This window comes from Pseudomonas sp. N40(2020), from assembly GCF_014472415.1.
GTDB lineage: Bacteria > Pseudomonadota > Gammaproteobacteria > Pseudomonadales > Pseudomonadaceae > Aquipseudomonas.
The window spans coordinates 207,590-233,004 of the sequence record NZ_JACSZV010000002.1; the positions used below are offsets into that span (position 1 = coordinate 207,590).

The following is a 25,415-nucleotide window of genomic DNA, read 5'->3' on the forward strand; positions in this document are numbered from 1 at the left end:
AAAAAACAGTCAATTCTTGCGCTTTGATGGCCGGGTGCTAGTGTCAGGTTCTGACCGACAATCCCTTGACCCTCTGCCGTTTTGCACGACCGGTATTGCCCATGTTCAGATACGCCAAAGAACTGCTTTTAATTGTTTATTTGCTGCTTTATTCCGAATATTACATAGAGCGGTTAAATGCTATCGGCCTGGGTTTTGCTGTGCTTCTTTTTGGCGCGATGTTTTTGGCGCTTACTTTAGCGTTATATCTAACGGCCTATATACGGCACACTCTCGTTCGACATTTATTCGCATTGACGATGTTTGTTTCGGCGGTGTTTTTTGATGTCTATACCCGGGTCACGGCGGATTACCTGAACTACAGCAGCTTCGTCTCGCTGGTGTACTCCGGCGGCTTCATTCAGGAGGCGGCTTACCAGTATCGCGACGCGATCATCCACGGCGCCCTCAGTGGCTTGTTGCTGTTGTTCGGCATCGGGTTGAAACCGCGACATTCGTTGGTGGTGCCGAACGCATTGCGCGTGGCGGCGCCGCTGTGTGGCGTGCTATTGCTCAGTGCGGTGCTGTTTTTGCGTGCGGGCGAGGGCGCCCGTGGTTTGCCGATCATGTACACGCCGCTGGCCTATCTGAATCTTTTTGCCTATGAAGCACTGCACAACACCGTCGGCCCGCGTGAGCCGGTAACGCTGACACGCAACGCGCAAGCGGTCGGCCATGACATCGTGCTGATCATCGACGAAAGCATTTCCGGCAATTACCTGGACATCAACGCGCCGTTCGGCGTGCACAGCAACCTCAAACAACCGCAGGCCGGCGTAGATATCTTCAATTACGGTTACGCCGCGTCCATCGCCAATTGCAGCGCCGACACCAACATCACCCTGCGTTACGGTGGCACCCGCGCCGACTACATGCGTATCAACAGCACGCTGCCGTCGATCTGGCAGTACGCAAAAAATGCCGGGCTGCGCACCGTATATATCGACGCCCAGCGCACGGCCGGCAACCTGCAGAACCTGATGAACGACACCGAGAAAAAGGACATCGACGAGTTTGTGCAATTCGACCAGACCAGCGTGCGCGACCGCGACATGGCCGCAGCGGCGAAGCTGATCAGTTTGCTCAACGACGATAAGTCAGAGCTGATCCTGATCAACAAGGTCGGCGCGCATTTCCCGGTGCACGATAAATATCCGGATGCCTTCATGGCGTACCGTCCGACCCTGCCGCGTGGGCAGTTCACTGAAGTGGTCGACACTGGCGAGCGTAACGGTTTCAACGGTCAGCCGGATGACTGGGTGCTGTACCGCAACGCCTACAAGAACACTGTTTTATGGAATGTCGGCGAGTTCTTTTCGCGGGTGTTTGCCCAGGCCAACCTCAACAATGCGTTGCTGATCTACACCTCCGATCATGGCCAGGATCTGCATGAGCGTGGCAATCCAGGGCTCAACACGCATTGTGGAGGCGATCCGGTGGAGGAAGAGGGGTTGGTGCCGTTGGTGGTGATTTCCGGCAGCAACCTGAAGACACTGGACTGGCCCGCTCAACTGGCGGCGAACAAGGATCGCTCCAGTCACTACAACATCTTCCCGACCCTGTTGCAGTTGATGGGTTACGACCTGGCGGGGATCGAGGCGGTGTATGGCAAGCCGTTGACGGTGTCGACGGCGGATGCGTTCACCTTCAACTATCGCTTCAATGCGCGGCTTGGGGCCAAGCCTGAATGGAAGCACATTGATCTGGGCAGCATTGTGACGCCGTCGCAGGCGCCGACCAGTGTGGCGGCGGGGCAGTAGGTTTCGAATTGGCCGGGTCAGACACCCGTGATCACACTCCAGCCCACCGCGTCCGATAAACCCCCGGTGCACACCCCAGCCATCTCAGGCATGCGCGGTTGAAACTCTGCACATCGCTGTACCCGAGGCGATCGGACACCTCGACCAATTCCAGTTCGCCGACCTGCAAAAGATCCTCGGCGCGATAATGCCGATACTCATCCAGCAACTCGGAAAAACTCCAGCCCAACGCTTTCAACCGTCGAGCCGCCGTACGCTCGACTAAATGATGCGCGGCGCAGAAGCGCTGCCAGTCAGCGCCCGCCAGGTCTTCGATCAAGTAATCGCTGAGTTGCTCCAGCAAGGTCGATTCGCTGTTGCGCCGTGTCTGCTCCAGCAACGCCACCAGAGTCTGTTCCAGCGACTGATTGCCCGGTGTCAGTGGCGTCACGAACAGTTGCGGATCAAGCCGAATCGCCGGATACGCCTGTTCGCCCTGCACCGGAGCACGAAAGGCACGCTCATGTTCTTCGCTGCTGGCCGACACCAGCGCCACGCCCGTCACCGGATCACGCCCGAGTCCGCTGGCCAGCAACTTGCGCCGCAACATGCTGCACAGGCTGATCAGGATGTAATCGGCGGTGGCCGCACACGCCCGAAGGCTGCCGGCATCGAGCAAACGCAGCTCGACAGCCTCGCCCTCGCGCACGATCTGTGCACGGAAATGCCCACTGAAGAAGGGAAAAAACCGTACGAAGTAATCGCAGGCGCTTTCCAGCGAAACCGCGACATCGAACAGATACGTCAGGCCATTGGTCGCCGTGGAGACAAAACGTCGGCCCGCCGCCAGACCGAACAGCGGATCACCGGTCTGCTCCAGGGCAAACGTCCAAAAGCGTCGCGAGAGCACCAGCGGAATACGCATGAACGGCGTGCGCAGATCGAACAGGCTGCGGTGAAACTGCGCTTCAATGGCTGGCTGCGCCACACCGCGTGCGAGCAATTCTTCGATGGCCGCCAGCAGGGTGGGGGCGTAAAAAATGTTGGCGGGCGGCTGATTGATTTTTGTCATGTAGGGCTCACCGCTTGTTTCAAGGCACTGGTCAGGCTGGCCGACGTTAAGCGATTTGCCGGAGCAAGACCATGCTTGCCTTTGATGCGATCTGTCAGCAACAGGGTTTTATGTAAATCAGGGATTATTGGTTAGCCGCGAGCAGGCGTTGATCGACTGCCAGAATCGCCTCAACCATCGCCCGCGCCGCCGGGGTCATGGAGTAGCCGACGCGGGTGACGATGCCGTAACTCAAATGCAAGGCCGGGTCCTCGGGTGGGATGTCGATGAAGTCGAGCAGATGGATCAAGCCTTGATCGACCTGATCGCGCAGTGCCTCCAGCGTCGCCAGACCTACCGCGTCGGAGCGCAGCACCACGCGCTGAATGGCGTCGAACTGGGCGCATTCGACACTGGGATTGAAGTCCGGCTCGCCCAGCACATCGGCGAGGATCTTGCGGATCATCGGCGGAATCCGCGTTCCCACTATCGGATAATCGAGCAGGGAACGCAGTTTCAAATTCTCTCGATTGGCGAGCGGGTGATCAGCGCGGCAGAAAAAACACCCCGCACGGGTACGCAGCAGTTGCACGTGGTACTGCGGATCGCCGATGAAATAACGCGCATCCGCCACCAGAAATTCAATCTGCTGCTCGCGCAGCCACAATGACAGTTGCTGCCAGTCGCCTTGATGAAACCGCGTGCGGATCGCTGGATGTGCCTGAATGAAGTCCGCCAGTGCTTCCGGCACCAGTACCTGCGCCGGATAAGGCCCGCAACCGAATTGCAGTTCACCAACGGTGAGGCCGTTGTATTGGCTCAACTCGTTTTGCAGCGCCTGACTGCCAGCGAGCAGACGCCGTGCGTGCTGCAGGACCAGTTCGCCCTGACCGGTGAGGCGGAATTCGCGACTGCTGCGCTCCACCAGCTCACAACCCAAATCGCGCTCCAGGGTCTGAATGCTTCGGCTGAATGCCGGTTGGCTGAGATTGATCGCCTCGGCCGCGCGACCAAAACTGCGGTAGTCGGCGAGGGCTGCCAGGTGGCGAAGCTGTCGCAAATCCATCATGCGTCTCCTGCATTTTGCGGATACTTTTAATGCATTGGATCGATATCACGTTGGCTGGCATAAGTACACGCCTGTCTCTTGGTAGTGATCGCCATGCCCCAAACGATGTTCGCTTCCAGCGCCTTCACCCGCACCATTCTCGGTCACGCCGAACAGGCCGGTCTGTGCCCGCAAACCTTGCTGGCGCGGGCGGATATCAGTCGCGCCGCATTGGCTGATCAGGATGAACAGATCCCTGCGCATCGGGTTGAACAGTTATGGCGTGAATGTGAGCAGGCCGGTGTCGCCGCGACATTTGGCTGCGAACTGGTCAACGCGATGTCGACCACTTGTCTGCAAGGCCTGAACATCCTGCTTGATTCAGCGGCGACCCTGCGCGCCAGCCTCGATTGCTTCGTGATGTTTGTGCCGCGAGTGAACAATTACGTGGCCGTCGAGTTGCAGGAGGCGGGGGATTTCGTGCAGTTGCGTCTGCGTCCGGTGCAGGGTCGGGTCCATCACTTTGGCCTCGATGCCGCAACGCTTGCCTTGGTGCGCAACATCGCCCGGCGGTTGGGCAAGGCCCCCGACGCCGTGTTTGTCGGTGTCGGGATTTGCCCGCCGCAAGCGGCTGGACACTGGTTGCGTCAAGCCGGCATTCGCGTCGAAGAAGGCGAATATCCGTGCCTGACGCTGCATCGCTCATGCCTCGACGAAACGCTGCTCGGCGCCAATCCGTTTCTGCACCAGAGCATGCTCCGCCACTGGCTATCCGAATCATCTGCGCCCAGTCGCAACGACAGTCTGGAAATGGCGCGGCACTGGCTGACCGCGGGTGATCAGCCGATTGAGCGCATCGCCGAGCGTCTCGGTTACCGCCAGCCGAGCAACTTCATCCGCGCGTTCCGCAAACAGTTCGGCATCACGCCAAAGCAGTTTCGGCTCAATCCTTTGTAAGTGCAGCGATGATGGTTTTTTGTCGGCCATCTCTGGCTTATCTCAAGGTGTAACGATGTTGAACTGCGGCCCAAATGTATCCAGGCTGTCCATCAACTCGCCCAGTTTCTTGCCGTTGCCTTGCAACTTGATCAGGCCTTTCTGCATCGCCGTCGGGAAGTCCAGTTGTTTGAGGCTGATCTTCTCCAGTGTGTCCTTGCTCAGGCTGACACCGGCATCCGCCGCCGGGTTGAGCCCGACGCGATGGGTCAGCACGCCATTGCGCAGCGTCAGATTGAAGTCCCGGTGCAGGTCCTCGAACGTCCAGTTCAGCGTCAGGTCATGGCCGACGGCCTTGTCACTGTCGAGCCGCACTGCCAGGTAATCAAAGAACATTTCCGGACTCATTGCCCGCACCATGTCCACCGACACCGAAGTCCCGGCGTGAGGGGGTACGCCGTTGCGCAGCTCCATGGCACCGGTCAGGTACATGTTGCGCCAGGTGGCGTTCTCGCTTTGATAGCCCAACTGTTCCAGTGTCTCGGCTTGTGCCTTGCGCACGTCGGCATTGTCCGGCTCGGCGAACAGCAGTTGATTGCCCAGTTGCGCGGCCCAGCGATAGTCACCGCTGGCCATCGCGGTGCGCATTTTCTCCAGTACCGCAGCGCTGCCGCCCATGGCCTCGACCGTGCGCTTGGCGCTGTCCACCGGCGGCAGTGGATTGAGGTTCGCCGGGTTGCCGTCGTAGAAACCCAGGTAGCGCTGATACACCGCGCGGGTGTTGAAACTCAGCGAGCCGTAGTAACCACGGGTGTACCACTTCTGATCCAGCGAACCCGGCAGCTTCTTGATCGCGTCGGCGATTTCCAGCGGCGTCAGCCCCTGATTCAGCAGGTGCAACGTTCGGTCATTGAGGAAGGCGTACATGTCACGCTGGTCAGCGAGGAACGTGCGAATCCGCTCGCCACCCCAAGTCGGCCAGTTGTGCTGGGCGAACAGCACGTCGGCCTTGTCGCCATAGCGCGCCAGACTGTCGTCCAGATATTGCGACCACGCCTTGGCGTCACGCACTTGCGCGCCACGTGGAGTGAGGATGTTGTGCATCATCTGCGTGGCGTTTTCCGCCATGCACAGGGCTTTCAATTCGGGCAGGTACAGGTTCATTTCCGCTGGTGCTTCGGTGCCCGGCGTCAGTTGAAACTCGACTTGCACACCCGCGATGGTACGAATGTCCAGTGCCTTGTCGATAAGGTCGGTGGGCGGGATCAAGGTGATTGTGCCGCCGGCCGGCGTGCTCTTGCCCAGACCGGCGTCGACCTGACCTTTTTCACCACGGGGCAGCAGGCTGCCGAACTGATACTGCGCGCGACGGCTCATCGCGTTGCCGGCGTAGACGTTCTCGCTCATCACGTGTTCCATGAACCCGGCCGGGGCGAACACCTTGACCTTGCCGGCCTTGACGTCGGCCTCGTCGATCACCCCGCGCACACCGCCGAAGTGGTCGACGTGGGTGTGGCTGTAGATCACCGCCACCACCGGTTTGTGCGGACGGTTGGCGTAGTACAGATCCAGCGCAGCCTTGGCGGTTTCGGCCATGGTCAATGGGTCGATGATGATCAACCCGTTGTCGCCTTCAATAATGGTCATGTTGGCCAGATCGAGGCCGCGCACCTGATACAGCTTCGGGCTCACTTCAAACAGTCCGGCATGGGCGCTGAGTTGTGCCAGACGCCAGAGACTCGGATTCACCGATTCCGGGGCCTGATCTTTGTTGAGGAAGTCGTAGGCCTGCACATCCCAGATGACATTGCCGGCGGCATCCTTGACCTGGCCCTTGAAGGGCGCGATCAGGCCTTTGCTGACCGACTCGAAATCGGTGCGGTCGCTGAAGGGCAGTTGTTGCAGGACGGCGGCGTTGCTGGCGGATGTCTGTGCGCTGGCGATAACCGGTGCGTCGGCAGCGAGCACCGCTTGGCTCAGGCACGCGGTGATCAGGCAGGCCAACAGGCCACGGGGGCTCAAAGTGAAACGGGGCATGGTGTCTCCGGTTTTTTATCGTTATAGGTGGATCCGCCTTGAAGGGTAGTGCGCTGCTCTGGCGTGACGTTGATCGTCAACGGACAAAAACCATTCAGGGCCGCTATCCTTGGGCGAGGTTCATTGATCAGGTTTGCCCATGCTTGAGGTTCGCAACGTCTTCAAACGCTACGCCACCCCCCAAGGCCCGCTACCGGTGCTGCAAGGCGTCGACCTGACGCTCGAACCCGGCAGCAGCCTGGCGCTGATGGGCGAATCCGGCAGTGGCAAAAGCACCCTGCTGCATCTGGTGGCTGGCCTCGACAAGGTCGACAGCGGCAGCATTCGCAGCGGCGAGCATCGCCTCGAAAGCATGAACGAAGCGCAACTGGCCAACTGGCGACGCACGGAAATCGGTCTGGTGTTCCAGCAGTTCAACCTAATCGGCAGTTTGCGCGTCGAGGACAATCTGGCGTTTCAGGCGCGCCTGGCCGGGCGTCATGAACCGCGTTGGCAGGCGCATCTGGTGCAGCGTCTGGGGTTGGGCGATTTGCTCAAGCGCTATCCCGAGCAATTGTCCGGCGGCCAACAGCAGCGGGTCGCGCTGGGCCGGGCACTGGCCTCGCAACCTAAACTGCTGTTGGCCGACGAACCCACCGGCAGTCTCGACGAAGCCACCAGCGACGAAGTGCTGCGCCTGTTGCTGGAGTTGCTCGACGACACACCGACAACCCTGTTGATGGTCACCCACAGCCCACGGGTGGCGGCGCGCTTGGCGCAGCGGGTAGTGCTCTCCAGCGGCCGGCTGACGTGATCATTTTCCGGCAAACCTTGCGCGCGCTGCTCAGCCATTGGCGGCGGCATCCGGTGCAGTTTTTCAGCGTACTGACCGGGTTGTGGCTGGCCACCAGCCTGTTGACCGGGGTCGAGGCGCTGAACAGTCAGGCCCGTGACAGCTACGCCCGCGCCAGCCAACTGATCGGCGGCGAACCGCAGGCCAGCCTGAGCACGCCGAACGACGCGACGTTCCCGCAGCAATGGTTCATCGATCTGCGCCGTCAGGGCTGGCCGGTGTCGCCGCTGTTGCAGGGCCGCTTGAACCTCAAGGATCACGACAATCAGCGTCTGCAGGTGATGGGCATTGAGCCGGTGTCACTGCCGGCCGATTCTGCGGTGGCCGGGGAGGCGATGCCGATCGAACGCATCGTCGAGTTCTTCACGCCACCGGGCAGTACGTGGATTTCCCCGGAAACCTTGCAGGCCTTGAACCTGCGCGAAGGCGCCACGCCGCAAACGATCAATGGCCAGACGTTGCCGCCGCTGCGCGCGCAAAAGGACATGGCACCCGGCGTGTTACTGGTGGATATCGGCGTCGCGCAAACCTTGCTCGAACAACCCGGACAACTGTCACGGCTGTTACTGCCGAAGGATTTCCACGGCGAGTTACCGGCCACGTTTGAAGGCCAATTGCAGCTCAAGAGCAGTGGTGAGGAAAACAATCTGGCGCGACTGACCGAGAGCTTTCATCTCAACCTTGATGCCTTGGGATTTCTCTCGTTCCTGGTCGGTTTATTCATCGTCCACGCGGCCATTGGCCTTGCTCTGGAACAACGGCGCGGCTTGCTGCGCACACTGCGAGCCTGTGGGGTCAGTGCGCGGATGTTGATTGGCTGTCTGGTGGTTGAGCTGGGTGTGCTGGCACTGATCGGCGGCGTGTTCGGCGTGGTCAGCGGTTATTGGCTGGCCAGCGTCTTGCTGCCGGATGTCGCCGCCAGCCTGCGCGGTTTGTACGGCGCGGAAGTGGCGGGGCAGTTGCGCTTGAGCCCCTGGTGGTGGTTCAGCGGGATGGGTTTGAGTCTGCTTGGCGCTTTGCTGGCCGGGGCCAACAGCCTGCTGCGGGCAGCGCGTCTGCCGTTGTTGGCGGTGGCCGATCCGCAAGCCTGGCATCAGCAATATGCGCGTTGGCTGCGTCGCCAGGGTTGGCTGGCCTTGGTGTTGGGCGTGATTGCGCTGGTGGCGTTGATCTGGGGCGACAGTCTGGCCAGCGGTTTTGTGTTGATGGCGGGGTTGTTGCTCGGTGCCGCGTTGGCCTTGCCAGTGTTGCTGAGTGCGATACTGAGTCCGTTGCTCGGACGCAGTCGCTCAGTGCTCGGCCAGTGGTTTCTCGCCGACTGCCGGCAGCAACTTCCGGCATTGAGTCTGGCGCTGATGGCTTTGCTCCTGGCGCTCGCCGCCAATATCGGCGCCGGCAGCATGACCGCCGGTTTTCGCCAGACCTTCAACGACTGGCTCGAACAACGCCTGAGCGCCGAGCTATACATCAACCCGACCAACCCGGCTCAGGCCCGCGAAATGTACAACTGGCTCAAACGACAGCCGCAGGTCACGGCAATATTGCCCAACTGGCAGGTGTCGGTAACGCTGCAAGGCTGGCCGGCGGACGTGTTCGGGGTGATCGACCATGCTTATTATCGTCAGCACTGGCCGTTGCTCGACGCCAGCGGCAGTGATCCGTGGGCGCATCTGGCAACGGACGATGCGGTGATGCTCAGCGAGCAACTCGCGCGACGGCTGAAAGTGCGCGCGGGTGATCGCCTGACAATTCCCGCACCGAATGGCGCCTGGTCGCCGCGCATCGTCGGCATCTATGCCGATTACGGCAATCCCAAGGGCCATTTGCTGGTCAACATCAATCACCTGCTGCGCGGCTGGCCACAACTGACGCCAAACCGGTTCAATCTGCGCATCGACCCGCAAAAGATTCCGGCATTCGTGAGTGCGTTGCAGGCACGCTTCCAACTGGATGACAGTCGAATCGTCGATCAGGCGCGGCTCAAGGGCTGGTCGGTTCAGGTATTCGAACGCACTTTCGCCGCCACCGCCGCGCTGAATAGCCTGACCTTGGCGGTCGCGGGCGTGGCGTTGTTCATCAGCCTGCTGACCCAGAGCCAGAGTCGTCTCGGCCAACTCGCACCACTGTGGGCGTTGGGCGTGACGCGACGTCAGTTGATGCTGCTCAACCTCGGCCAGACCTGGCTGTTGGCGGTATTGACGCTGGTGTTGGCGCTGCCATTGGGCATCGCGCTGGCGTGGTGCCTGGATGCGGTGATCAACGTGCAGGCGTTTGGCTGGCGTCTGCCGCTGCGAGTGTTTCCGTGGCAATTGGTGCAGTTGATGGGCTTGGCGTTGCTCGCGACTTTGCTGGCCTCGGCGTGGCCACTGTATTCGCTGTACCGCACGCAACCGGTGGATCTGCTGAGGACGTTTGCCCATGAGGATTAACCTCGTTGTGCTGATGCTTGTGCTGTTGCTCGCTGGCTGCGATCAGTCAGCGCCTGAGCAGAAGGGTTTTGCCGGGATGGGCGATCAGGCACAGGCATTTACTCCGGTGTTGCCGGGACGGGTGTTCAGCTTCCCGGCGGATCATGCTGCCCACGACGGTTTTCGCATTGAGTGGTGGTACGTTACCGCCAATCTCAAGGATCAGCAGGGCAATGAATTTGGCGTGCAATGGACGCTGTTTCGCAGTGCATTGAAACCAGTGCCGGAGCAAACAGGGTGGGGCAATCAAACGATCTGGCTGGGGCATGCGGCGGTGACTTCCAGCTCGGTGCATCACGCTGCCGAACGCTATGCCCGGGGTGGCGTCGGTCAGGCTGGCGTGCGTTTGGTGCCGTTCGAGGCGTGGATCGACGATTGGATGTTCGCCAGTCAGGCGCAGGATCCTTTGACTGACCTGCAACTGAGTGCGCGCGATAAATCCTTCGCCTATCAACTACACCTCACCTCCAGCCGTCCGCTGGTGCTGCAGGGTGATAAAGGATTCAGTCAGAAATCGGAGGAAGGGCAGGCGTCGTATTACTACAGCCAGCCGTTCTTTCAGGCCAGCGGCACCTTGCAGATCGGCGGTCAGACCTACACCGTCAGCGGCCCGGCCTGGCTCGACCGCGAGTGGAGCAGCCAACCGCTGACCGCCAATCAGACCGGCTGGGACTGGTTCTCCCTGCATCTGGATAGTGGCGAACACGTCATGCTGTACCGCATGCGCCAGAAGAACGGTGCGCCTTATCTGACCGGCACCTGGATCAACGCCGACGGCCAGACGCAAACCCTGCACAGCGAGCAGATCAAACTCACGCCGCAAGACACTGCCCAGGTCGCTGGCCGCTCGATGCCGGTGCGCTGGTCGATCAGCATCCCGGAAAAACACCTCGACATCAGCCTGTCGGCGCTCAACCCCAATGCGTGGATGAACCTGCGCATTCCCTACTGGGAAGGCCCGGTGCGCATCAACGGCAGTCATGGCGGGCAGGGCTATCTGGAAATGACCGGTTACTGAGGGAGTGCATGGATTGAGTTGAACTCCATTTGATCTCTCAACCTCTACAAAAGGACTCGCCCGCCATTAACGTCGCCCGCGAAATGGACGGCCCCGAAGCCTGAGGACTACCCCGATGAAACCGACATCCGAAAACGAGCACCCCGACGAACCCCGGCCAGCGGGGGAAACCGAGCGTGACAACGATGCATTGCGGCCCACCGATCCGAAGAAACGCGAGGAAAGCGGCAAAGGTACCGCCAGTGGCGAATCCACCGCGCAAGAAACCGCCGCACCACACACCAAGGTCAAGCCCTGAACAGCGTCTATGCTCAGTGACACACCTGACGCCTGGGACGAGTCCGGCGCCGGGTGCTGCCACTCACTACAGGGAAAGTACGCTTATGAAGCTCCATGCACTGGCCAAGTCGATCACCCTTGCAACCCTTCTGTCCGCCACCAGCCTTGGCGCGTTTGCCGCCAAGATACCCCTGTCCGCCACCATCGAGGCAGATCAGGTCACCACCAAAGTGGTGTCCGTTGATGCGGCCAATCATCAGGTCGTGCTGGAAGGCGCTGAGGGTCGTCAGGTTCACGTTCAGTTCAGCGACAAAGCGAAAAACCTCGCCAATCTGAAGGTCGGCGATCTGGTCAAGGTCGAAGTTCAGCGATCCGTCGCGGCCTACCTCGACACCGATGTGGATAAAGGTCTGCCTGGCACCGTCGAACGTTCCGGCGAAGTGCGTAACGCTCCCGGCAGCGATAATCCCGGCGGAGAGGCTTATCGCCAGATTCAGGTGCAGTTGGAAATCACCAAAATTGATTTGAAGAAAAATCAGGTAACCCTGAAAAACCCGGCGGGCCAGTCGAAAACCCTCGACGTGAAATCGCCTGAAAACCAAGCCAAGCTGAAAGATCTGAAAGTCGGACAGAGCGTTTTTTCACTTACACCGATATCTTAAAAGTGACCAGTCAACACGAAAGTTGAGTATTAACTCTACAGGGTGACTGCTCTTGTACAGTTTATGTATGAGAGTAGTCATACTATTAGTTGAGTTTGCTTTTCTTGAAAGTTTCACGAAAGCAATCGCCGATAAATATCTATTAAATTATTCGTACATAAATTTCATGTACGTCGATGACGACATAACCGCCAACTTCTATTAAAATCCCTCCCGTTCGCCCAGTGTCAGGGCTCTTTACCGGTGCATGGATTGCCAGGCCATTACACTGGGCGAACACCTCCTTGGGAGCAGATGTATACAATTTCAGTTAACAAAAAGGGCGACTTTAAAGTCGCCCTTTTTGTTGCTCCGAATAATTTCATGCGTGCGTCGCAGTTTTGGTTCGCTGGCCCTGAAAGCGCTTGATCGTTGCCTGATACATTTTCGTCCGACGGTGATTTTCCCCGTAGGTGCCCGCCGCAGCGACCGTTCCTGCCTGGATGTGATCGAGATAGCGGAAAATCTTGCGTGGCGACAGGAACCTGATGCCATAGCCCAGACCCGCCATCCGATCCTGCAACGTATAACCCGGCACTCGATCATCCATGCAAAAGTGCAGGCCCAGCGACTTCATCAATCGAGCATTCCACAAGGTGCAGAAACTTTTCAGATGAGTTTCTTTATAAGGTCTCGGCGGTTTGGATTTCAAACCCAAACGGACTTTTAACTGGCGAACATAATGCTTGCAAAAGCGCGAAGTTAAGCGCCAGGTATCCCGCACAACCCCCCGATTGATTTGCTCGACACAACCGACTGCCGCCATATCCGCACTTTTCGTGCATTCGCGCATCATCATCGCAAACACTTCTTTGTCGTAGACAAAAGTGTCGGTGTGCAGCAAGAAAAGGTAATCGGTTTCAACTTTTTCCAGCGCCAGATCCAGTGCCTTGCCATGGGCAATATGGCCGGCTTCTTTGCACGGCGAAGGCCGCTCAATCAGATTGATCCAATCAAGCGAACGCAAGTAATCCAGACTTTCATCTGCCGAATCGTTGTCCACCACCCACACCGGAATTCGCTGTTCAACGACGTGCTGGTGCAATAACTCCAGGCACATCCTGGTGATGTCCGGGGTTTTGTAATTGACCAAAACGAGACTGAAGTTCGGCTGTGGCTGGGTTGGCAGATCAAACGCACTCATAACAGAAAGACTCATCCGCGATTCAATGGCGACAGGGTTCATGAGCCGGGAGGTTAGCGAGGCAACCTTAGGCGAAGCTTAATTTCCAGAATCGCGCGGCAGACACGCTAAACTGCGCGCCCCTTTACGGTTCAAGGAAGAAACGGCGAGCGCCGTTGTGTCACGGATGAAAAAACCACTCTCCCTATACCATCCAGCCCTGTACTGGCTGCGCGTGTGGCAAAAAAGACTGTTCCGCCAAATCGCCTGGCACTGCTCCGGCAAGCGCTACGCACGGCCTGTTGCGTTGGCCGAGCGACTGCCATTTCGCTACCTCAAACACACCTCAAAACTCATCCGCAAACTCGGCGACTCCGACCTCGCCCTGCAACACAACAAAGTCATCAACCTGAAGCTCGCCGTCGCCGCCATCGACGGCGTCGTCATTGCACCTGGCGAACACTTCTCCTTCTGCCGCCTCGTCGGCCGTCCGACTCTGAGGCGCGGTTATGTTGAAGGCATGGAACTGTCTTTCGGCGAAGCACGAACCGGGGTGGGTGGCGGGATATGCCAACTGAGCAACCTCATTCACTGGATGGCCATTCACTCGCCGCTGGTGGTGGTGGAACGCTCCAACCACAGCTTTGATCCATTCCCGGATGAGGGCCGAGTGCTACCGTTTGGCTCTGGGGCGGCAATTTTTTACAACTACGTTGATCTTGTGCTGCATAACCCGACGGATCGCAGTTTTCAGTTGAAGTTGAAGGTGGGCGAGACGCAGTTGGAGGGTGAGTTGTTGTGTGACCAGGTGCGGGCGTATCGGTATCACGTGTTTCAGGAAGGGCATCGGTTTGTGCGGGATGGGGGGAGGGTGTATCGGGAGAATGAGATTTGGCGGGAGGTTAGGGAGAAGGGGCAGGTGGGGGAGTTGGTGGTGCGGGAGAGGTTGTATCGGAATCGGGTGGTAGTCAAATATGCGGTGCCGGAGGAGTTGATCGGATAGCGCGCGGATACTATTGGATGATCCTGCGCGCCTGATTTGATCAGTTTCTGAAATACAACTCGTCCAACTGGCGTCTGCGTATCGACAGATACTCATCCCATACCTTGGGAAAGTCCTCATCGCGGGACAGCGGGAAGGTCAGATAAATGTACCTTCCAACAACACTGATGTATTGCCGCGCACGTTTGAAGGCTGGCTGTTCATAAAGGGCAATACTCTCGTCGTAGGCGTCATGGTAGTGACGGATGCTTACGCGGTGAGGGGCGATCATGCATCGCGCAAAATCGATCACCCAGCAGCTATCAACGCCTGTACTTAAATAGCCATATACGCCATCGCTTGATAGCAGGATGCACGAATTGGCCTGGGTGCCGTCCTCATCGTTTACCAGAATGATCTGGTCTGCGAAATATTGGATGCTCCTGTTGTCCGGCCCTTGGAGAAACAAGCCCCAGCCTTCCACCCCCATGCGGAACTCACCCTTGTTTTCAAAGGTGGCGGTCCAGCCGTTTGCAAGCTTGATCTGATGTTTATTCATGGGTTACCTGGTCAGCTAAAGCGTCTCGAACTCGATAGGGCAGCCATTGCTTTTTAGTCTTTATAGTTCTTTGTCAAACGAGTGTTTCCGCGCTCTCGGTCGATGAAAGCGGCCCGGGTAATCGTAGTCTTCGAGGTCGGGGCCATTGGAGCACGCCAATCATCGAAACTTGAAGTACCAGATACTGATCTATCAGCGCAAAAGTAGCGCCAAGCACTCTTCAATCGAACGCCACTGCGTCTCGGCATACAACCCCAACTCATCAATGGTCGAACGCCCCAGCGCCTGTTCAAACGCCTGCCGATTGGAATACTCGCCATAGTGTGTCTGCGCGGCATCGCCAAGGTTCGACTGAAAAATCCCCGCCGCACTGACCGGCAGGAAATCTTCGTACACCAGCGGTTCAGCTTTCACATGACCGTCACGCAACAAATCTTCAAGCGAGACCTCACCGAGACTACGCTCCGCCAAACCCTTTTCCGTGGCGAAGTAGCGAAAGTACGCTAGACCCTGTTCGCGCATGCCCTCGACGCTGTCAGGAAATTCGCCAAAGTGTTGAGTCATCAGCGCGTTGTAACGTGCGGCGTTGGCTTCATTGGGAAAATCACCCAGTTCATCACGCGCCGCGTTCAATAGACGGTCATACAGCGCCCGGCCCTTGGGCGTCAGTGCTGCGCCGCGTTGTTCGATTTCGCCGAAGCGCGCGCTGTGGCTGCCACGGCTTTCGTTTTGATCGGTGAAGGCGATCGGCTCGTCCAGCGCCTTGAAACTGGTCTGGCGCAGCAGGATCGGGCATTGACGACGCGGTGGGCCTTCGATCACTGCTTTTGGTGTGATGCCATGAGCTGGCATCTGTGCTTGCACGATGTCGATGTCCAGGGTACGCGGGGTCAGGTGGTTGATGTGCGGGCCTTTGAACGCAACCACATCCGCGATCAGACGATGCTGGGCGCTCAACGTCTGGTACTGCTCAGCGGTGACTGTGGCGCTGTGATGCCAGCGAAAGGTTTCCAGCGCCTGTAGGACGAATTCCTGTGCTTCGGCTTCGTTGAGTCCGCCAGCGGTCTCAGCCTGCGCGATCAAACGTAATGCCGCCGCCGTGAAGATCGAACGCTTGCCCAGCACCGATTCGGCAAAGGCGCGAAGTTCAGGATCTTCAATCAACTCCAGCCGCAACAACGAGGTAAACACTCGAAACGGACTGACTTGCAGCGCCTCTTCATGTACCGCGCGAAACGCCGTGGAATGCACCGGCACACCTGCCGGCGTCAGGTCGTAATAACCCACCGGTTGCATGCCCATCACCGCGAACAGGCGGGCGAGGGTGGCCAGTTCCGTCGCGGTGCCCACACGGATCGCGCCATGACGCTCCATGTCCAGCCGTTCGATTTCGCCGGTGCTGTTGAGTTGTCGGGCGATGTCTGGCTGACGTGAAAGCACGTCGCGGTTGGTCTGCTCCACCAGTTCCATTAGCGCGCCGTACAGCGGGACTTCTTCGCGGTACATGTCGGACATCGCTTTGGAGAAGCGTTGGCGGATCAGGTCGGGGCTGACGAAAGGCTGCACGGTCATGAAAAAAATTCCTGCCACGGTCACGAAATGGATGGAGGAAAAGATCGCAGCCTTCTCCCGCGCGGGCAAACGAAGAATCCTACGAACTTCATTCTGCCAACGACTGATCCACCAGTTCGATCCAGTGCCTGACCGGTGTCCGACCAGCGCTGGCGAGGTGGCTCTGGCAGCCGATGTTGGAGGTGACGATCAGCTCGGGGCGGCCGCTTTCCAGAGCATTGAGGCGGTTGTCGCGCAGTTGCCGGGCGATGGCCGGTTGGGTCAGCGAATAAGTGCCCGCCGAACCGCAGCACAAATGACCGTCCGGCACGTTGGTCAGGTTGAAGCCCAGGCGAGTCAGCACCGCTTCAACGGCGCCGCCAAGTTTCAACGCGTGCTGCAAGGTGCACGGGCAATGCACGGCGATCCGCTGTTCGCTGGCGGCACACACCTGTTCCAGCGGTTCCTGCGCGATAACTTGCACCAGATCGAGGGTCAGTTCGCTGATCCGCCGCGCCTTGTCGGCGTAAGCCGGATCATCCTCCAGCAGATGCCCGTAATCCTTGATGAACGCGCCGCAGCCGCTGGCAGTTTGTACGATGGCTTCGGCGCCGTTTTGCAGATGCGGCCACCAGGCGTCGATGTTCTGCCGGGCGCGATCGAGGCCTTTGGCCTGGGCGTCGAGGTGATAGTCCAGCGCGCCGCAACAACCCGCTTCGGCCACTGGCGTGACACTGATCCCGAGTCGATCCAGCACCCGCGCCGTGGCGTCATTGGTATTCGGCGACAAACCCGGTTGCACGCAGCCTTCCAGCAGCAAAACCCGGCGCGCATGCTGTGGGTGCGGGCGCACACCCGAACTCGGCAGATGCTGTGGCAATTTGCTTTCAAACATTCGCGGCAACAGCGGTCGGAATGCCGTGCCCATCCGCAGCAAACCCTTGAACAACCCCGGATTCGGTGCCAAGGCCCGCAGTCCCTCACGCAACAAACGCTGCGCCGCCGGACGCGGTACCGCGTGATCGACCACCGCCCGGCCAATGTCGAGCAAGTTGTGATAATCGACGCCGGACGGGCAGGTGGTTTCGCAGTTGCGGCACGACAGGCAGCGGTCCAGGTGCAGTTGCGTCTGCGGGGTGGCCGGTGCGCCTTCGAGTACTTGCTTGATCAGATAGATGCGCCCGCGCGGGCCATCGAGTTCATCACCCAGTAATTGATAGGTCGGACATGTGGCGTTGCAAAAGCCGCAATGCACGCAAGTGCGCAGGATCTTTTCCGCCTCGGCGGCACGGGGCAACAGTCGGGATTGCTCGCTGAGGGTGGTTTGCATGGCTAGAACTCCGCGTACATCCGGCCTGGGTTGAACAGCCCTTGGGGGTCGAGTTGCGCCTTGAGTTGCCGGTGATAGCGCAGCAGGGTCCAGTCCAGCGGCTGGAACGGCGAGTCACTGGCGCCGTGAGTGAAGCACGTGGCGTGGCCGCCGAGTTCCTGGGCGTGGATATGAATGTGCGGTTTGTCGGATTTAAGCCAGCGTTGCGCGCCGGCCCAGTCGATCAGTTGCTCGCCTGGCAAGTCCAGTGGGCCGAGGTTATTGGGTAGTGACAGGCGCCAAAGCGGCAGGCCTTCGTCGAAAAACGGCAAACGTTGTTCGTTCAAATCCCGCCAGAACACCGAGTCCAGCGGTTCACCGCCCAAACGTTGATGCGCCGCCGTCACAGAACCTTCGCCGCCCTCAAGGCGCAGGTAAAGACTGTCGCCATCGTGACACGCGGCGCTGATCGGCAGCGGTTGCTGGCCCCATTCGGCGAGATTGGCCAAGGCGCGGGTGCAGTCGATATCGAGGCGGATGCTCAGGCACTGACGGGGTTTGGGCAGGACTTTCAGCGAGACTTCAGTCAGCACGCCTAGGCAGCCGTAACTACCGGCCATCAGCCGTGACAGGTCATAACCGGCGACGTTTTTCATCACTTCACCGCCGAAGCGCAGGTGTTGGCCGAGACCGGTGATCACCCTTGTGCCAAGGACGAAATCCCGCACCGAGCCCGACCATGGCCGCCGTGGCCCGGACAACCCGGTGGCGATCATGCCGCCGACCGTGGCGCCGTCGCCGAACGCGGGCGGTTCGCACGGCAACATTTGCCCGGCAGCGTCCAGCGCGGCGAGCAACTCGGACAACGGCGTGCCGGCACGCACGCTGACTACCAACTCGGTCGGGTCATAACGAACGATGCCACGGTGCGCGCGAGTATCCAGCACTTCACCGGCCACTTCGCGCCCGAGAAACGCCTTGCTGTTGCCGCCCTGAATCTTCAGCGGCGTGGCATTGGCCCGCGCCTCGTTGACCTGATCGAGCAGGGCGCTGCTGGCATCGAAATCGGCCATCAGAAGCGCTCCAGCTCAGGGAATGGCAGTTGCCCGGCATGAATGTGCATCGCACCGAATTCGGCGCAGCGGTGCAGGGTCGGGATGTTCTTGCCGGGGTTGAGCAGGCCCTTCGGGTCGAACGCGGCTTTTACCGCGTGAAACAGGCGCAGTTCGTCGTTGTTGAACTGCGCGCACATCTGATTGATTTTCTCGCGGCCGACCCCGTGTTCGCCGGTAATGCTGCCGCCGACCTGCACGCACAATTCGAGGATCTTGCCGCCCAGCGCTTCGGCGCGGTGCAGTTCGCCGGGTTGGTTGGCGTCGAACAGGATCAGCGGGTGCATGTTGCCGTCGCCGGCATGGAACACGTTGGCCACACGCAAGTTGTACTCCTCGCCGAGGCGCGCAATGCCTTGCAGCACGCCGGGCAATTCGCGGCGCGGGATGGTGCCGTCCATGCAGTAGTAGTCCGGCGACAATCGGCCGATGGCCGGGAAGGCGTTTTTGCGCCCGGCCCAGAAACGCACGCGTTCGGCTTCGTCACGGGCCTGGCGCACTTCGGTCGCGCCGGCCTCGGTCATGACGGCGCGTACCCGCTGGCAGTCGTCATGGACATCGGCTTCGACGCCATCGAGTTCGCACAACAGGATGGCTTCGGCGTCGACCGGGTAACCGGCGTGAATGAAATCTTCAGCGGCGCGGATGGCTAGGTTGTCCATCATTTCCAGGCCACCGGGAATAATCCCTGCCGCAATAATTTCCGCCACCGCGCGCCCGGCCTTTTCCACGGAATCGAAACTGGCCAGCAGCACCTTGGCGACCTGGGGTTTGGGCAGCAGTTTGACCGTGACTTCGGTGATGATCCCCAGCAAACCTTCGGAACCGGTGAACAGCGCGAGCAGGTCGAAACCCGCTGAATCGAGGGCATCGGAGCCCAACGTCAGGCGTTCGCCCTCGATGGTCAGCACTTCGATTTTCAGCAGGTTGTGTACGGTCAAACCGTACTTGAGGCAATGCACGCCCCCGGCGTTTTCGGCGACATTGCCGCCGATCGAACAGGCGATCTGTGACGACGGGTCCGGCGCGTAATACAGGCCGAACGGCGCGGCGGCCTGGGAGATTGCCAGATTGCGTACGCCCGGCTGAACCCGTGCGGTGCGCGCAGCCGGGTCGATGTGCAGGATGTTGTTGAAGCGCGCCATGACCAGCAGCAAGCCTTTTTCCAGCGGCAAGGCACCGCCGGACAAACCGGTGCCCGCGCCACGAGCGACCACCGGAACGTTCTGTTGATGGCAGAGTTTGAGCAGGGTCTGCACCTGATCGAGCCGACGGGGCAGGGCAACCAGCATGGGCGTCGTGCGGTAAGCCGACAGACCGTCGCATTCGTAGGGTTTGAGTTCGTCTTCACGCCACAGAATGTCGAGGTCGGGCACGGCTTGCTGCAAGGCCTTCAGTAGCTCGGCCTTGTTCACGTCAGGCAACGGGCCGTCGAGGCGCTCGTCGTAGAGGATGTTCATTGCTGATTTCCCAGAAACTCCCGGTACAACCGCGCGGTATTAACCGGCTGTTCGACCATCGGCATATGCCCGACGCCGTCCCACACATCCACCTGCAAATTGACGATGCCTTTACTCCAGATCGGCACGCTGCTGACGTCGATCAGCCGATCCTTGCGACCCCACAGCAGCAGCGCCGGACATTTGATGTCGGCCAGTTTCGGCTCCATCGGCGGGCTGGCGCGGAAATCGCGGAAGATCTCTTCCAGTTCATCGCGTTGCCGTTCGTAGCGCTGGGCGATGGCATCCAGTACCAGCTTCGGCACCCACGGCGGCGAAGCCATGGTCATGGCATAAAACTGCTGGAATTCCTCTCGGGAATTGATCAGAAACGGGTTATGCCCACGGGCCAGATGCCGCTCCATGTCACTGACCTCCGGCGCCGTGACGCCGGCCGGATCAATCAGCGCTACCGAGGCAATCCTGTCCGGATACGTCGCCGCCAACCACGCCGCAATGTAGCCGCCCATGGAGTTGCCGATCACATGGACTTTCTCCACGCCGCAAACGTCGAGCAACTGGATCATGCGCTTGGCCTGCAGCGGGATATCGTAGCCGCCGCCGGCCTTGAAGCCGGTTTCACCGTGGCCGGCCAGATCCGGAATGATCACTCGATACTGGCGCACGAAATGCCGCGAGAAGCGCAGCCACAGGTTCTTGTCGGCGCTGTAACCGTGCAGCATCAGGATCGCGCTGGCAGCTTCGTACGGCCCACCTTGCCAGGTCGACACGGTCATCTCGGCGATCGGCACTTCGATCTTGTGCAGCTTGTACAACTTGGCTTCGGTGGCCATGTTCAGGTCATACAGCCAATGGCCGACCGCCGGGTAACTCAGCCAACTCCAGGCCACGAACACTGCGAGGGCGACAAACAGCAAAAGCATCGACGTCTTCCTTTTACGTAGTCAGGACAGAATGTGATCGGCCGGTTTCAGCGCCCGGGTCAAGCGGTAATAGCTGAAACTGAAGCCGGGAAACATAGCGATCACATGACCGCTCTTGCTTTGGTACCAACTGTGGCAGCCGCCGGACTTCCAGACCGTGCGCTCCATCTCCCGGTGGATCATCTCAGTGTAGGTACGTTCTGCCTCGGGACGTACTTCGATGCTGCGCAGGCCTCTGGCCTGCACGGTGCAGATGCAGTCGAGGATGTAGTTCATCTGCGATTCGATGATGAACAGCGCCGATGTGTGGCCAATGCCCGTGTTGGGGCCGGTGACGATAAACAGGTTGGGAAAGTCCGGCAGGCTGGTGCCGAGGTAGGCGCGGGGGTATTCGGCCCATACCTCTCTGAGCTGCACGGCGTTTTTTCCGCTGACCGGGTAGGAAATAACGCCATCGGTGGCGTCGTAACCGGTCGACCAGACGATCAGATCCACATCGATGTGCTGACCGTCCTGGGTGTTGATCCCGCTTTCGTCGATGGAGGCGATGCCTTGTTCGCGACTGTGCAAGGTGACGTTAGGCCGAGTCAGCGCCGGGTAGTAAGTGCTGGAAACCAGCACCCGTTTGCAGCCGATGGTGAAATCCGGGATGAGTTTTTGCTGAAGTACCGGATCGGGCACCTGGCGCTTGAGAAAGCGCAATGCCTGCTTCTGCACCAGGTGAATCGCCGGTTTCGAGTATTTGAAGGCAATTACCCGAGTTTCGAACTGCCAGTAGATCAGCCAGCGCAATAGCTTGTAGGCCGGTTTCAAGCCCAACAGCCAACGCTGAAACGGCCCGAACACGCGATCAGCGCGAGGCAACACCCAATGCGGTGTGCGCTGGAACACATGCAACTGCTCGACCTTCGGCGCAATCGCCGGGATCACCTGCGCCGCGCTGGCGCCGCTGCCGACGATGGCCACGCGTTTACCGCGGTAGTCGTAGCTGTGATCCCAATGGTTTGTGTGAAAAGTCTTGCCCTGAAAGCGCTCCTGCCCCGGGAAGTGTGGGATCACCGGTTGGCTCAACGGCCCGGTGGCATTGATCATGAACTGCGCGTAGAACGTGCCCTTGGTCGCGGTGTGGACGGCCCAGCGTTTTTCAGCCTCGTCCCACTCGACGCGCTCGACATTGGCCTGCAGTTCCACCCGCTCACGCAGACCGAACTGGTCGATCACATGCTCGGTGTAACGGTGCAGTTCCGCCTGCTCGGCAAACATCTGCGACCAGCGGTACGGCGCAAATGACAGCGAATACAGCGGCGACGGCACGTCCACCGCCGCGCCGGGGTAAGTGTTCTGGCACCAGGTGCCACCGAAGAAGTCGCGCCGTTCCAGCATACGAAAATCGTCGATCCCGGCCTTGAGCAGGTTGACCGCCGCACACTGGCCGCCAAAACCGCTACCGATGATCAACACTTGGTAAGTCTGCATGGGCCTCCTTCTTATAGTTGTTTTTCCGTTTTCCTCCTTTCATGTATAGCCAAATATTTGCACTGTGCGCGGCGGATCAGCGCCCGTTGAGCCCGCTAGCCGGTGATGGCTATTTAACGTCGCCCTGTTAGACTCCAAGCCAGTCCGTCTGACGGTGTGCAAGTTCCGTCGAGTGATCGAGGCCCCTATGGGAAACACGGGAGGGAAGGGACTTTCATTGGCCAGGAGGCTCTACACATCGCGAACCCTCGGTCTGGTCCTGGGGCTTCTTTGCGTGAGCGTGGCGATGTACCCGCTCGATCCACCGCTGTGGGTATGGGCGCTGATGCTGATCAACGGCCTGGTCTGGCCGCATTTGGCCTTTCAATGGGCGCGCCGTTCAAGCGTGCCTTACCACGGCGAACACCGAAATCTATTGATCGACGCCTTTCTCGGCGGTTTTTGGGTCGCCGCCATGCAGTTCAATCCGCTGCCCAGCGCCACGACCATCTCGATGATGGCGATGAACAACGTGGCCATCGGCGGTGTTCGCTTTCTGCTGGCCGGATCTGCGGCGCAGCTCCTTGGGGTTGGCGTAGGGCTGGTGGTGTTTGCCCCAGCCTTCATTCCGCAAACCTCACCCTTGCAACTGTATGCCTGCCTGCCGTTGCTGATGCTCTATCCGCTGGCGCTGGGCTGGATCTGCTTTCGCCAGGCCTACACGCTGGGGCTGCATAAACGTGAATTGCTCGCGCTTAGCCGCACCGACAGCCTCACCGGGCTGCTCAACCACGGTGCCTGGAAGGATCAACTGGAAATCGCCTTTCAGCGCTGCAAACGGCAGAAACAGGGTGCGGCGATTGCATTGATCGACATCGATCATTTCAAGGCGATCAATGACACCTACGGCCATGTGGCCGGCGACATCGTGCTGCGGCAACTGAGCAAACTGCTCAAGCAGAACCTGCGTGCCACCGACATCGCGGGGCGATATGGGGGCGATGAATTCTGCGTGATTCTCCCGGAGCTACCATTGTTCCATGCCGCCCAAGCCATGGAAGCGTTGCGCGAGCGCTTCGCCACGCTGGGCTATGAGCAGAACCCGGCGCTGAAGGTCAGCTTGAGCATCGGACTGGCGGAGTACGATCCGGCCCATGCCGATGCGACGCGTTGGCTCAATGATGCGGATCAGGCGTTGTACGAGGCCAAGGCCAGTGGGCGCAACCGGGTTATCTGCAATTGCGACAACCTGCCCAAGCAGCCGGTGCTCGACTCGGTCTGACTCCCCGTATATCACCTGTGTGAACCGGTTCAATCGGTGTCGCATCCGGGATAGAGCCTCGCGTCAATGTCAGGTACGGTTCAAGTCCCTCCCGACGCGAAACAAGGATCGATTCATGACGTTCTCATTTTCCCGCTCCCTGCTGGCCGCCAGCCTCGGCCTGACGCTCGCATTCTCTGCCGCTACCGCCAATGCCGAACCGCATAAACAAGTCCTCGCCAATGCTGAGCAATACCAGCCCGAAGCCCTGAAACTGCTGGAACGCTTGGTTAATATCGATACAGGCTCCGGTTATGAGCCGGGCCTCAAGCAAGTCAGCGAGATCGTCATCGATGAACTGAAAAAGCTCGGCGCCACCCTCGAACTGATACCCAACACCCCGGAAAAAACCAACCACGTACTGGCCACGTTCAAGGGCACCGGCAAGGCGAAAATCCTGCTGATGGCGCACATGGACACGGTGTTCAAGGAAGGTTCGGCGGCCGAGCGGCCATTCCACATCAAGGACGGACGCGCCTACGGCCCGGGGGTGATGGACGACAAGGGCGGCATCGTCGCCGGGATCTATGCACTGACAATCCTGAAAAACCTCGACTTCAAGGACTACGCGCAAATCACCTTTCTGCTCGACGCCAGCGAAGAAACCGGCTCGGACGTCGCCACCGACCTGATCAAGAAAACCGCCAAACTGCATGACGTGACGCTCAATCTTGAGCCGGGTCGTCCGGCCGATGGCCTTGTGGTGTGGCGCAAGGGCAGCGCGACGGCGGTGGTCGAGGTCAAGGGCAAAGCAGCGCATGCCGGGGTCGCGCCGGAATTGGGGCGCAACGCGGCGATGGAAGCGGCGCACCAGATTCTGCAACTGGGCAAGCTGGGTGATGAGGCGAAGAAAACCACCATCAACTTCACCGTGCTCAAGGCTGGCGATCGCACCAACGTGATTCCGGATCAAGCCACGGCCAAGGCTGACGTGCGTGCGGCGGTGCCGGAGGAGTTCGACCGGATCGAGAAGGATCTGGCGCGGGTGTCGCAGGACAAGCTGATTCCTGACACTGAGGTGAAGACTTCTTTGCAGCGCGGGTTACCGCCTATGCCGCAAACGGCCGAGTCGGATCGCTTGATGGCCATGGCGCAGGGGATTTACGGCGAAATCGGCCGCAAATTGACCGAGGAGGGCAGCGGTGGCGCGGCCGATGCGAGTCTGTCGGCCGGGGTTGGCATGCCGACGCTGGATGGCTTCGGGATTGTTGGCGGCAATATTCATACGCCGGAGGAATATGCGGAGGTGGCGAGTGTGGCGCCGCGGATATATCTGTTGTCGCGGATGATTATGGAGTTGTCCAAGGGGCAGTGACGGGAGTTTGTCGTTATTCATAGCGTAACCCCCCCGTCCTGTAGGAGCTGTCGAGTGAAACGAGGCTGCTCCTACAGGGGCTTCAACTACGTACAAAAATTAGCGAAAAGTCTGACAGAGACTCTCATTGCGACTATCGAGTGCGGCTTTTATAGTC

General features: G+C 59.5%; 20 protein-coding genes and 1 pseudogene. 10 read left to right on the forward strand and 11 right to left on the reverse strand.

Annotated elements, in window-relative coordinates:
- Positions 1 to 101: 101 nt before the first annotated feature.
- Complete coding sequence (locus IAI51_RS02505) at positions 102 to 1,799, forward strand: sulfatase-like hydrolase/transferase (RefSeq protein WP_187677045.1); 1,698 nt, start codon at positions 102 to 104, stop codon at positions 1,797 to 1,799.
- Between the two features lie 31 nt (positions 1,800 to 1,830).
- On the opposite strand, the gene IAI51_RS02510 is transcribed toward IAI51_RS02505, so the two are convergent.
- Complete coding sequence (locus IAI51_RS02510) at positions 1,831 to 2,850, reverse strand: helix-turn-helix transcriptional regulator (protein ID WP_187677046.1); 1,020 nt, start codon at positions 2,848 to 2,850, stop codon at positions 1,831 to 1,833.
- A gap of 124 nt (positions 2,851 to 2,974) precedes the next feature.
- The gene (locus IAI51_RS02515; RefSeq protein ID WP_187677047.1) at positions 2,975 to 3,895 is read right to left on the reverse strand and encodes a LysR family transcriptional regulator; all 921 of its coding nucleotides are present in this window, start codon (positions 3,893 to 3,895) and stop codon (positions 2,975 to 2,977) included.
- Between the two features lie 96 nt (positions 3,896 to 3,991).
- Between IAI51_RS02515 and IAI51_RS02520 the strand changes: the two genes are divergently transcribed.
- Positions 3,992 to 4,834 carry an AraC family transcriptional regulator ligand-binding domain-containing protein gene (locus IAI51_RS02520; protein WP_187677048.1) on the forward strand — a complete coding sequence of 281 codons (843 nt, stop codon included), beginning with the start codon at positions 3,992 to 3,994 and terminating at the stop codon, positions 4,832 to 4,834.
- A 42-nt stretch (positions 4,835 to 4,876) separates the two neighbouring features.
- On the opposite strand, the gene IAI51_RS02525 is transcribed toward IAI51_RS02520, so the two are convergent.
- Positions 4,877 to 6,850 carry an alkyl/aryl-sulfatase gene (locus IAI51_RS02525; protein ID WP_187677049.1) on the reverse strand — a complete coding sequence of 658 codons (1,974 nt, stop codon included), beginning with the start codon at positions 6,848 to 6,850 and terminating at the stop codon, positions 4,877 to 4,879.
- 139 nt (positions 6,851 to 6,989) lie between these two features.
- Here IAI51_RS02525 and IAI51_RS02530 point away from each other — a divergent pair, with 139 nt between their 5' ends.
- From IAI51_RS02530 to IAI51_RS02550, 5 genes and pseudogenes are all read left to right on the forward strand, one after another.
- Positions 6,990 to 7,643 carry an ABC transporter ATP-binding protein gene (locus IAI51_RS02530; protein WP_187677050.1) on the forward strand — a complete coding sequence of 218 codons (654 nt, stop codon included), beginning with the start codon at positions 6,990 to 6,992 and terminating at the stop codon, positions 7,641 to 7,643.
- Positions 7,640 to 10,111, forward strand: a complete 2,472-nt coding sequence (locus IAI51_RS02535) for an ABC transporter permease (RefSeq protein ID WP_187677051.1) — start codon at positions 7,640 to 7,642, stop codon at positions 10,109 to 10,111. Before IAI51_RS02530 ends, IAI51_RS02535 begins: the two co-directional genes overlap by 4 nt.
- Positions 10,101 to 11,168 carry a lipocalin-like domain-containing protein gene (locus tag IAI51_RS02540; RefSeq protein WP_187677052.1) on the forward strand — a complete coding sequence of 356 codons (1,068 nt, stop codon included), beginning with the start codon at positions 10,101 to 10,103 and terminating at the stop codon, positions 11,166 to 11,168. Before IAI51_RS02535 ends, IAI51_RS02540 begins: the two co-directional genes overlap by 11 nt.
- Before the next feature lie 115 nt (positions 11,169 to 11,283).
- Positions 11,284 to 11,466 (forward strand): hypothetical protein, encoded by a 183-nt coding sequence (locus IAI51_RS02545; protein ID WP_187677053.1) that lies wholly within the window; start codon positions 11,284 to 11,286, stop codon positions 11,464 to 11,466.
- A gap of 85 nt (positions 11,467 to 11,551) precedes the next feature.
- Positions 11,552 to 12,135 (forward strand): annotated as a pseudogene (locus tag IAI51_RS02550) (hypothetical protein).
- Between the two features lie 335 nt (positions 12,136 to 12,470).
- On the opposite strand, the gene IAI51_RS02555 reads toward IAI51_RS02550, so the two are convergent.
- Positions 12,471 to 13,292: a glycosyltransferase family 2 protein gene (locus tag IAI51_RS02555; RefSeq protein ID WP_187677054.1), complete on the reverse strand. Its 822-nt coding sequence runs from the start codon at positions 13,290 to 13,292 to the stop codon at positions 12,471 to 12,473.
- Between the two features lie 166 nt (positions 13,293 to 13,458).
- Here IAI51_RS02555 and IAI51_RS02560 point away from each other — a divergent pair, with 166 nt between their 5' ends.
- Complete coding sequence (locus tag IAI51_RS02560) at positions 13,459 to 14,274, forward strand: VanW family protein (protein ID WP_187677055.1); 816 nt, start codon at positions 13,459 to 13,461, stop codon at positions 14,272 to 14,274.
- A 40-nt stretch (positions 14,275 to 14,314) separates the two neighbouring features.
- Here the strand turns inward: IAI51_RS02560 and IAI51_RS02565 are convergent, their stop codons facing one another.
- From IAI51_RS02565 to IAI51_RS02595, 7 genes are all read right to left on the reverse strand, one after another.
- Positions 14,315 to 14,812, reverse strand: a complete 498-nt coding sequence (locus IAI51_RS02565; protein WP_187677056.1) for a hypothetical protein — start codon at positions 14,810 to 14,812, stop codon at positions 14,315 to 14,317.
- Positions 14,813 to 15,004: 192 nt separating this feature from the next.
- Positions 15,005 to 16,384 carry a VOC family protein gene (locus IAI51_RS02570; protein ID WP_187677057.1) on the reverse strand — a complete coding sequence of 460 codons (1,380 nt, stop codon included), beginning with the start codon at positions 16,382 to 16,384 and terminating at the stop codon, positions 15,005 to 15,007.
- An 88-nt stretch (positions 16,385 to 16,472) separates the two neighbouring features.
- Positions 16,473 to 17,693, reverse strand: coding sequence for a glycolate oxidase subunit GlcF (gene glcF / locus IAI51_RS02575; protein ID WP_187677058.1), 1,221 nt, complete (start codon positions 17,691 to 17,693; stop codon positions 16,473 to 16,475).
- 2 nt (positions 17,694 to 17,695) lie between these two features.
- Positions 17,696 to 18,745, reverse strand: coding sequence for a glycolate oxidase subunit GlcE (gene glcE / locus IAI51_RS02580; RefSeq protein ID WP_187677059.1), 1,050 nt, complete (start codon positions 18,743 to 18,745; stop codon positions 17,696 to 17,698).
- Positions 18,745 to 20,244 (reverse strand): glycolate oxidase subunit GlcD, encoded by a 1,500-nt coding sequence (glcD, locus tag IAI51_RS02585; RefSeq protein ID WP_187677060.1) that lies wholly within the window; start codon positions 20,242 to 20,244, stop codon positions 18,745 to 18,747. The genes glcE and glcD overlap by 1 nt, the downstream gene beginning before the upstream one ends.
- Positions 20,241 to 21,167 carry an alpha/beta fold hydrolase gene (locus tag IAI51_RS02590; RefSeq protein ID WP_187677061.1) on the reverse strand — a complete coding sequence of 309 codons (927 nt, stop codon included), beginning with the start codon at positions 21,165 to 21,167 and terminating at the stop codon, positions 20,241 to 20,243. Before IAI51_RS02590 ends, glcD begins: the two co-directional genes overlap by 4 nt.
- Before the next feature lie 21 nt (positions 21,168 to 21,188).
- Positions 21,189 to 22,643: a flavin-containing monooxygenase gene (locus tag IAI51_RS02595; protein ID WP_187677062.1), complete on the reverse strand. Its 1,455-nt coding sequence runs from the start codon at positions 22,641 to 22,643 to the stop codon at positions 21,189 to 21,191.
- Between the two features lie 187 nt (positions 22,644 to 22,830).
- On the opposite strand from IAI51_RS02595, the gene IAI51_RS02600 reads away from it, so the two are divergent.
- Entirely contained in the window at positions 22,831 to 23,904 is a 1,074-nt protein-coding gene (locus IAI51_RS02600; RefSeq protein WP_187677063.1) for a diguanylate cyclase, read from the forward strand.
- Positions 23,905 to 24,019: 115 nt separating this feature from the next.
- The gene (locus tag IAI51_RS02605) at positions 24,020 to 25,258 is read left to right on the forward strand and encodes a M20/M25/M40 family metallo-hydrolase (protein WP_187677064.1); all 1,239 of its coding nucleotides are present in this window, start codon (positions 24,020 to 24,022) and stop codon (positions 25,256 to 25,258) included.
- Positions 25,259 to 25,415 lie beyond the last annotated feature (157 nt).